Annotated in this window: 1 protein-coding gene; it reads left to right on the forward strand. The window is 46.2% G+C overall.

What is annotated here, in order from left to right; translation table 11 throughout:
- Nucleotides 1–142: 142 nt before the first annotated feature.
- On the forward strand, nt 143–837 hold a 695-nt coding region (locus ACFIK6_RS10075), incomplete at its 3' end, for a phage terminase large subunit family protein (protein WP_375642613.1).

Here is an 837-nt window from a genome sequence, read left to right on the forward strand (position 1 = left end):
GCACAAGTTGGATGTGATGCAGCCAGCCTTATTGGTGCTATTGATTATTATATGAGAACCGCTTTGCTTGAGGCGGTTAATATTCCAGTGCCTTTTCATGATCCTCATTCTCCAGAGTTAGAGAACTTGCAAGAAACGAATAATGGATGACAATGCAGTCGAAGAATTTTTTGCCAATGCTAATGACGCACGACAACCGGACCCACCTTACACGGTTTCTCAATGGGCGGATAAGAATAGATACCTTAGCACGGTAGCAAGTGCTGAACCTGGATTGTGGAGAACAAAACGCACCCCTTATTTGCGCGAAATCATGGATAACCTTTCCTCTCACAAACCAATTGAAACAACCATTGTCATGAAAGGCGCGCAGATTGGCATGTCTGAAGCAGGCTTGAACTTCTGCGGTTATGCCATTCATTATAGTCCGGGACCCGCCCTTTATGTGATGCCAACGGTTGAGACAGCGAAGAAATTATCCAAAACCCGTCTTGACCCAATGATTATGGCAAGCCCTGCTTTAAGCGAACGCATTGCCCCAGCGCGGGCACGCGACAGCGGTAATACAATGTTTTCGAAAGAGTTTGATGGTGGGGCATTGATGCTTACAGGAGCAAACAGTGCAGCTGGTTTGCGTTCCATGCCTATTCGTTATCTGATTTTAGATGAGGTGGATGCTTATCCTCTCAGTGTGGATAACGAAGGTGATCCGGTGATGATAGCGGAAAAGCGGACCTCAACTTTTGTGCAGAGAAAGATTTTTAAATTGTCCACACCAACACACCGTGACACAAGCCGTATCGCCAAGGATTTCGTGCTAGGAGACCAGCGATATTA

Origin of the sequence: Bartonella sp. AS69XJJH, assembly GCF_042195585.1 — a bacterium.
Taxonomy (GTDB): Bacteria; Pseudomonadota; Alphaproteobacteria; order Rhizobiales; family Rhizobiaceae; genus Bartonella.